Source organism: Yoonia sp. (assembly GCF_036007805.1).
Classification (GTDB): domain Bacteria; phylum Pseudomonadota; class Alphaproteobacteria; order Rhodobacterales; family Rhodobacteraceae; genus Yoonia.
Window position 1 is genome coordinate 1 of sequence record NZ_DASYOK010000008.1, and the last position, 8,608, is coordinate 8,608.

The window sequence follows — 8,608 nt, forward strand, 5'->3', positions numbered from 1 at the left end:
GTTATAGAAACGGTCTGCCAGCAAATGGAACTGCGGCACAAGCGCCTGCACCGAGGCCTGACGCAATGTCTTGGCCTCATCGGGGCTGCCTGCTTTGTCCATCCGGAAACGGAACCCTTCCAACCGTCCGACGAATTCGCCTTCGACAGTCACTTCACCCTTGTCATTCACGTCAGCCAAAAGGCTCTCCTTCTGTTTGAGCCGGCGAAGCAGAATGCTGGTCCGCCGGTCCACAAATCTTTGCGTCAACGCGCCATGCAGCGCATCTGATAGTCGGTCTTCTACCGCGCGGGTTGCATCTCGCCAATGAGATTCGTCAATAAGCCACCCTTTCCTTTGTGCCACATATGTCCACGTGCGGATATACGCGAGCCTTTTGGAGAGCGTATCAATGTCTCCGTCGGTCCGGTCAATGCGTTTGACCTGAAGCGCGAACCAGTTGGCGGACACATGCCCAAGTTGATGCAGATCGTTGTAGATATGCGTCAAAAGGGCTGCGTGTTCAGCTTTGCTGATGCCACGAAAATCAGGTACGCGGCACACATCCCAAAGCAGTTTGACCGACGGACCATCCGTCGCACGCGCGGCCACCTCGGTGTCCATCGCCAGAGCTTTGAGCGCTGCCAGATCATCACTTTCGCGTACACGGGTCAACCACGGGTCCTCGGTGCGGTCTTCCAGCGTGGCAATCAGACGCTTGACCGATCCGAATTGCAAACGGCTGTTACGCCATTGCAGTTTCTTGATCGGGGCAAAGCGGTGATCGCAAATCGCCTGCGCCACACCCTCGTCCAAGGGCGGGGCCTCACCGGTGACGCCAAAGGTGCCATTGTCCACGTGCCGCCCCGCGCGGCCCGCAATCTGGCTTAGCTCGTCAGGTTGCAGGTGCCGCATCCGGCGCCCGTCAAATTTGGTCAGCGAGGAAAACGCCACATGGCTGATATCGAGGTTGAGCCCCATACCGATTGCATCGGTCGCCACGAGGTAATCGACATCGCCATTCTGATACATCTCGACCTGCGCATTGCGCGTGCGGGGGCTCAGCGCGCCCATCACCACAGCAGCACCGCCTTTGGTACGGCGCAAAAGTTCCGCGATGGCATAAACGTTTTCGACCGAAAACCCCACGATTGCTGATCGTGCAGGCATCCGGCTCAGTTTCTTGGACCCCGAATAGGTGAGTTGCGACATCCGCTCACGGCGCATGAACGACGCATCAGGCACCAGGGCCGAGATCGCACCGCGCATTGTCTCTGCGCCCAGAAACAGCGTTTCATGCAGGCCCCGCGCATTCAGCAAACGGTCGGTAAAGATATGGCCCCGTTCGGGATCGGCACAGAGCTGGATTTCATCAACGGCCAGAAAATCGCACCCCATGCCCTCGGGCATCGCCTCAACCGTGCAAACCCAATAGGCCGCGCGCGGCGGCACGATCCGCTCTTCTCCGGTCACAAGCGCCACGACGCCCGGGCCACGCACGGCGACGATTCGGTCATAGACCTCGCGCGCCAACAGCCGGAGCGGCAAACCGATCACACCGGTGCGGTAAGACAGCATCCGCTCAATCGCGTAATGCGTTTTGCCAGTATTCGTCGGCCCAAGCACGGCCGTGATCCGGGATACCGTCATATTCTTCCCCGAACCAATCGGAGCGTCAGTGCCTAGAGCGCCTGACCCTCAAGCTGCAGTTCCAGACGATCAACGGCCTCCAGCGCTTCGCGTGCATTGGGGTTGATCGCAAGAACCATTTCATAAACCTCAAGCGCATCTTCGGGGCGCTCTAATTCTTCCATGATCAAGGCAAGACCGCGCATCGCCTCAAAGTGACGCGGGTTCAAAGCCAGCACCTGCCGGACATCATTAAGCGCGGGGCCAATCCGCCCGAGGAAATAATAGGCCGACGCGCGACCATAATATCCTTCGGCAAAATCCGGCGCATGATCGACCAAAGCGGTGAAATGTTCGACGGCCACTTCGGGTGCACCCTCTTCCAGCGCATCCTTACCGCGACGCAGCAGCAGGTCCATCGCGGGCGAGCCACTGTTTTCCCACTGCGCAATGATTTGCCGTTCGATGCGCGCATAAGTGCTTTCATCTGCCGCTGCGAGCTCTTGAAAAAGTTCATCCAAAGGCGTTTGTTGCGCGTAACCGGGTAAGGAAAACCCCACCGTCAGGCAAAGTGCCGTAACGATACATTTGAAGCGATGTGCGTGCATAACCATAACAGTAATGTAGCGCACTGTGCGGCCAACACCAGAGGTCGCAGGGTCATATCAACCAATAGAGGACGAAAAAATGAGTGATGTTGTAACAGAGGCCGTCGCCGCCCTGAACGCAAAGATGGACGGGGCCGGTTTTGACGGCAGCGCGAAATTCGCCATCGAGGGTGAGGGAAGCATCATCATCGACCAGAACGGCGCGCACGCAGGTGACGACGATGCAGACGTGACCCTGACGGCCTCGACCGAGACGTTCAAAGCCATTCTTGACGGCGAAATGAACCCGACAACCGCCTTTATGACCGGCAAACTCAGCGTTGACGGCGACATGGGCCAAGCTATGAAACTTGCCGGCGTTCTTGGCTAATGCTGGCGGCGGCCCCTCTTTTCGAAGATATCGCAGGCGGTCCCGCCGGAGGGGTCGCCCATTGGCTGACAACATCTGACGGGGTGCGCATCCGCGTGGGCCATTGGCCGCTGGCCAGTGCCAAGGGCACTGTGCTGATCTTTCCGGGCCGCACCGAATATGTCGAAAAATACGGCAATACCGCGCAAGCCCTGCAAGAGCGCGGGTATGCCAGCCTCGCAATTGACTGGCGCGGCCAAGGTATTGCCGACCGCATGACACCCAGGCGCGCGATCGGGCATGTCGGTGCGTTTTCGGACTATCAAAAAGACGTGGCCGCGACATTGGCCTATGCAAAACAAGTCGGTCTTCCGCGCCCTTACTTCCTGCTGGGGCACTCCATGGGCGGATGTATCGGGCTGCGCGCGTTAATCGACGGGCTGGAAGTTCAGGCCGCGATGTTCTCGGCGCCGATGTGGGGTGTCCAGATAGCCACACTGATGCGTCCCGTCGCATGGGGGCTCTCTGCGTTAAGTACGCCTTTAGGTTTTGACCAGAAAATCGTGCCCGGCCAGTTCGAGGAAAGCTATCCGTTGCGCGAAACCTTTGAAGAAAACACGCTGACCAATGATCCCGAGATGTGGGCGCAATTCGGCACACAGCTGCGCCAACAGCCCGATTTGGGTCTTGGCGGGCCGTCTTTGCGCTGGCTGAACGCCTCATTGCGCGAAATGCGCAATCTCAGCAACGCGCCATCACCGAAAGTACCCTGCCTGACCTATATGGGCACCGACGAAGTGATTGTTGACCCTGCGCGCATCCGTGAACGGATGAACAAATGGCGGGGCGGCACCCTGCGCGTCATTGAAGGCGGCAAGCACGAGATGCTGATGGACATGCCCGAAGTGCGCGACATGATCTTTGATGAGACGGCCGCGTTTTTTGACGCACAACTGACACCCGTCGCCTAGGCCAAATCGCTGTCCGTCCGCACCTGAAAACCGGCGCCACGTAACTCACTGACCACCTCTGTTACATGTTGCTGGTCGCGCGCTTCGATCACGATCTCAAGCTCGGCTTGCTTGAGCGACACGCTTTGCATCATCCGCTGGTGGATCACCTCGATCACGTTCGCCCCCGCAGCACCAATAATGCGCGAGATATCCGAAAGCTGGCCGGGTGTGTCGTCAATCTCGAATGTGAGGCGCGTAATCCGGCCGTCACGCACCAGTCCGCGCAGAATGAGTGTCGAAAGCAGGCGCGAATCGATATTGCCCCCACAGACAACCAGCCCCACCTTTTTGCCTGCAAAATCCTTGGCGTGTTTTTCGATGACAGCAAGACCAGCGCCCGCGGCCCCTTCGGCGACGATCTTTTCTTGTGACAAAAGATCAAACACCGCCGCCTCGATCTCTGATTCCGTGGCTGTTTCCACACGGTCCACATAGCGCTTAATGATGTCCAGATTGGCAGGGGCAGGTTCGCGCACCGCGATCCCCTCGGCCAATGTCGCGCCGCCAAAATTGGTGCCGACAGCATCAAACTGCGCTTTCACCGCATCGAAATTCGCCGCCTGCGCGCCGATCACCTGCACGTCAGGTTTTACCGATTTTGCAGCAACGGCCATCCCCGCGATCAAACCGCCGCCGCCAATCGGCACGACAATCACATCCAGATCAGGTTGCTGTTCCAACATCTCAAGCGCCACGGTCCCCTGCCCTGCAGCAACCACGGGGTCGTCAAAGGGATGCACAAAAGTCATGCCCTTTTCCGCTGCCATATCGAGGGTGAATTGCACGCTTTCATCAAAGCCCTTGCCATGCAGCACGACAACCGCGCCAAAATCCTTGGTGCGTTTGACTTTGTTAAAGGGCGTGCCCTCGGGCATGACAATCACCGCAGGAATGCCAAGACGCTTGGCATGATAAGCCACGCCTTGGGCATGGTTGCCTGCGCTGCACGCAATCACACCCGCGCCGCGTTCGGCGTCGCTCAGCGTGAGCAGTTTAGCCAAAGCCCCGCGCGCCTTGAACGCGTTGGTGTGCTGGAGGTTCTCGAGCTTGAGGTAAAGATCAAAGCCCAATTGCAGCGACAAACGCGCGGCATGGACAGTGGGCGTACGCATCGTGGCCGATTTGATCGCCTCATAAGTTTTCGTAATCAGTGCAGGATCAAGGGCCATCGGGCCACCTCGTTCAAAAATAATCACCCACAGCCCTACACCGTAAGGTGGGTGAAACCCAACCCCCACCATTGGCCCGCACTCTTCGCGCCCTATAGTCGGGTGATGGCTGACGTTCTTTCCTTCACCGACAGGGGCATTTATTGTCCAGCGGGCGATTTCTATATCGATCCGTGGCGCCCCGTGGACCGCGCGCTGATTACCCACGGCCACAGTGATCACGCGCGCTGGGGGATGAAACGCTATCTGGCCACGACAGGCACAGCGCCCGTCATGCGGCACCGCTTGGGCGATATCACGCTTGAAACCACGGATTACGGTGTAGAGACGCGCATCGGAGACGCAACCGTCTCTTTCCACCCTGCCGGACATGTGCCCGGTTCAGCGCAGATCAGGGTGGCCGTGAAAGGCGAGGTCTGGGTCGTCTCGGGCGACTACAAGACAGTGGCCGACGGGCTCTCTGAACCTTTCGAACCCGTCCCCTGCCACGCTTTCATCACCGAATGCACCTTTGGCCTCCCGATTTTCAAATGGACACCTCAAGACATCCTCGCCCGGCAAATCAACGATTGGTGGGCCGCCAATGCCGCCGCCGGGCGCACCTCCATCCTCGGGGCCTATGCATTGGGCAAGGCGCAGCGGTTGCTGACAACCGTCAACCCTGACATCGGCCCGATCCTGACCCATGGCGCGATCGAAAACACCAATGCGGTGCTGCGCGGCCATGGCTTCACCCTGCCCGAAACCACCCTCGTCACCGCCGAAACCACCCATAAAACCCACCCCGGCGCACTGGTACTGGCCACGCCCAGCGCGCTCGGCACACCTTGGGCGCGCAAATTCGGCACGGCCTCCACTGCATTCGCCAGCGGCTGGATGGCGCTGCGGGGTGTGCGGCGCAGGCGCGCAGCGGACAGGGGTTTCATCGTGTCGGACCACGCCGATTGGGACGGTCTGAACACCGCGATCAAGGCCACCGGTGCGACCAAAGTCTTCGCCACCCACGGCTACACAGGCGCCTTCCGGAAATGGCTGTCCAGCCAAGGCTATGACGCGCATATCGTGAGCACAGATTACCAGGGCGAAGGGCTTGATGAAGCCGACGAGGCCGAGGCATGAAGGATTTCGCCGCCCTCTTTACGCGCATCGACGAAAGCACCAAGACCAGCGTCAAAACCGCAGCACTTGCCGATTATTTCCGCACCGCAACGCCCGAAGACCGGCTCTGGACCATCGCCCTCTTCACTGGGCGTCGCCCGAAACGCACGATCACAGCCACAAGGCTCAGGGAATGGGCGGCGGAGGTCGCAGGCCTGCCTGACTGGTTGTTCGAGGAAAGCTATAGCATCGTGGGTGATCTGGCCGAGACCATCGCGCTGGTGTTGCCACCAGCCACGGCGACACGCGACCACACCCTCACCCACTGGATCACCTATATCGGAACACTGGCGACCCTCGAAGATGACGCACGCAAAGCAGGTATTCTGGAGGCGTGGGACAGCCTGCCCTACACCGAAAGGTTCCTGTTCACCAAGCTTCTAACCGGCGGCTTCCGCATCGGGGTCAGCGCAAAACTGATCACCCGCGCGCTAGCACAGGCCACCGGCCAGCCTGAACCTGAGCTGACCCACAAGCTCATGGGCAATTGGACACCGGACACCACCACATGGGACGCGCTGATCGAGGCAGATGATCCGACGGCCGACCTTTCCCGCCCCTACCCTTTCTATCTTGCCTACCAGCTCGACGGTTTTGACGATCTTGGTGCGCCCGCCGACTGGAACGCCGAACGCAAATGGGACGGCATCCGCGGTCAGTTGATTGTCCGCGGCGGTGAACACCACCTGTGGTCGCGGGGCGAAGACCTGATGACCGACCGGTTTCCCGAACTGGCGCAACTGCGCGATTACCTGCCCGATGGTACGGTGATAGATGGCGAGGTGCTGGCCTTCGCGGATGAAACACCGCTGTCTTTCAACGCGCTGCAAAAACGGATCGGGCGCAAAACAGTGCCAAAGAAACTGCTGGCAGAGGCCCCTGTGATCCTGATGGCCTATGATCTGCTGGAACATCAGGGTGCGGATGTACGCGATAAGCCTCTGAAAGACCGCCGCGCGGCGTTAGCGGATCTGATCAAGGATGCCCCTGTGACAGCCCCACTGCGCCTGTCCGCCTCGGTCCCCTTTCAGACATGGGATGATCTGCGCGCTGCACGCGACCAATCCCGCGCACTGAACGCAGAAGGTCTGATGCTCAAACGCCTTGACAGCCCTTACCTTGCCGGGCGCAAACGGGGCGACTGGTGGAAATGGAAGATTGATCCGCTGACCATCGACGCGGTGATGATCTATGCCCAGGCAGGGCACGGGCGGCGCGCGAACCTGTTCACGGACTACACATTCGCTGTTCGCGACGGCAATGATCTGGTGCCCTTCACCAAGGCCTATTCCGGCCTGACCGACAAGGAATTCCGCGAAATCACGGCATGGGTGCGCAAGAACACGCTGCAACGCTTTGGCCCCGTGCGCCAAGTGCCCGCCGAACATGTATTCGAAATCGCCTTCGAGGGCATCCAGGCCAGCCCGCGCCACAAATCCGGCGTTGCTTTGCGTTTTCCACGTATGTTGCGCTGGCGGCGCGACAAACCCGTTGATGAGGCCAATACACTGGACGATCTCAAAGAGATGTTGGCCACCTACGGCTGATCGCCCTTAACACTTTTCGCAACAGTGCCTATGTATTCCCCAACATATGAAAAACAGAGGTCACCCTATGCCATTCCCCCTGCCCGTCTTTGATGCCAACACCAGCGGTGGAAAGGACCTTGGCAACCTGCCCGAATGGGACCTGAGCGATCTCTACCCCGCCACCGACAGCCCCGAACTGGCGCGCGATATGGCATGGCTGGAAAAAGAGTGTGCGGATTTCGCAGCAAGCTATGAAGGCAAACTGGCGACACTAGACGCAGGCGGGCTCTTGGAAGCCGTACAACGCTACGAACAGATTGACGTGATCGCAGGGCGCATCATGTCCTTCGCAGGCTTGCGGTACTATCAATGCACAACCGATAGCGAGCGCGCAAAATTCATGTCGGATTGTCAGGACAAGATGACAACGGCCACCACGCCGCTGGTGTTCTACGGTCTGGAATTCAACCGGCTTGATGATGACCACCTTGCCGATCTTCTGGGCGCCAATACAGACCTCGCGCGTTACAAACCGGTCTTTGACCGCATGCGCGCGATGAAGCCGCATCAGCTTTCGGACGAGCTGGAAAAGTTCCTGCATGATCAATCCACCGTCGGGGCTGCAGCGTGGAACCGGCTTTTCGATGAAACCATGGCGGCGCTGGAATTCGTGGTCGATGACGAGGTCCTGAGCCTTGAAGCCACGCTGAACCTGCTGACTGAACAGGACCGCGCCAAACGCGAGGCGGCGACCCATGCGCTGGCGGCGGTGTTCCGCGAGAACATCAAAATCTTTGCCCGTGTGCATAATACGCTGGCTAAAGAAAAAGAGATCGAGGACCGCTGGCGAAAGATGCCCACCCCGCAAACCGGACGGCACCTGTCCAACCATGTCGAAGCCGAAGTGGTTGAGGCGCTGCGCAACGCTGTTGTCGCCGCCTATCCGCGTCTGTCGCACCGCTATTATGCGCTGAAAGCGAAATGGCTGGGGCTGGAGCGGATGCAGGTCTGGGACCGCAACGCGCCTTTGCCAATGGAAAGCGACAAGATCGTCAATTGGGACGAGGCCACGGCCACGGTGATGGACGCATACGCAGGGTTTGATCCCAAAATGGCCGAGATCGCCAAGCCCTTTTTCACCAAAGGCTGGATCGACGCCGCCGTAAAACCCGGC

General features: G+C 59.2%; 8 protein-coding genes. 5 read left to right on the plus strand and 3 right to left on the minus strand.

From position 1 onward, the window contains the following. Together VGP75_RS00225 and VGP75_RS00230 are read right to left on the minus strand one after the other, a co-directional pair. Positions 1 to 1,629, minus strand: a 1,629-nt coding sequence (locus VGP75_RS00225) for a helicase-related protein (RefSeq protein WP_327541729.1), incomplete at its 3' end; no start/stop codon positions are given. Between the two features lie 32 nt (positions 1,630 to 1,661). After that, positions 1,662 to 2,216, minus strand: coding sequence for a tetratricopeptide repeat protein (locus VGP75_RS00230; RefSeq protein ID WP_327541730.1), 555 nt, complete (start codon positions 2,214 to 2,216; stop codon positions 1,662 to 1,664). Between the two features lie 79 nt (positions 2,217 to 2,295). Here VGP75_RS00230 and VGP75_RS00235 point away from each other — a divergent pair, with 79 nt between their 5' ends. Both VGP75_RS00235 and VGP75_RS00240 read left to right on the plus strand, forming a co-directional pair. Continuing rightward, positions 2,296 to 2,586: an SCP2 sterol-binding domain-containing protein gene (locus VGP75_RS00235; protein WP_327541731.1), complete on the plus strand. Its 291-nt coding sequence runs from the start codon at positions 2,296 to 2,298 to the stop codon at positions 2,584 to 2,586. Then, positions 2,586 to 3,536 carry an alpha/beta hydrolase gene (locus VGP75_RS00240; RefSeq protein WP_327541732.1) on the plus strand — a complete coding sequence of 317 codons (951 nt, stop codon included), beginning with the start codon at positions 2,586 to 2,588 and terminating at the stop codon, positions 3,534 to 3,536. The genes VGP75_RS00235 and VGP75_RS00240 overlap by 1 nt, the downstream gene beginning before the upstream one ends. Here the strand turns inward: VGP75_RS00240 and VGP75_RS00245 are convergent. Beyond that, positions 3,533 to 4,747 carry a threonine ammonia-lyase gene (locus VGP75_RS00245; protein WP_327541733.1) on the minus strand — a complete coding sequence of 405 codons (1,215 nt, stop codon included), beginning with the start codon at positions 4,745 to 4,747 and terminating at the stop codon, positions 3,533 to 3,535. The two genes, VGP75_RS00240 and VGP75_RS00245, sit on opposite strands and share 4 nt — an antisense overlap. 105 nt (positions 4,748 to 4,852) lie before the next feature. Between VGP75_RS00245 and VGP75_RS00250 the strand changes: the two genes are divergently transcribed. The 3 genes from VGP75_RS00250 to VGP75_RS00260 all read left to right on the plus strand — a co-directional run. Further along, entirely contained in the window at positions 4,853 to 5,866 is a 1,014-nt protein-coding gene (locus tag VGP75_RS00250; RefSeq protein WP_327541734.1) for a ligase-associated DNA damage response exonuclease, read from the plus strand. After that, a complete protein-coding gene (locus VGP75_RS00255) occupies positions 5,863 to 7,452 on the plus strand; it encodes an ATP-dependent DNA ligase (protein WP_327541735.1) in 1,590 nt (529 codons plus the stop codon). Before VGP75_RS00250 ends, VGP75_RS00255 begins: the two co-directional genes overlap by 4 nt. A gap of 67 nt (positions 7,453 to 7,519) precedes the next feature. Further along, positions 7,520 to 8,608: M3 family oligoendopeptidase (locus VGP75_RS00260; protein ID WP_414727744.1), on the plus strand; the 1,089-nt coding region annotated here is incomplete at its 3' end.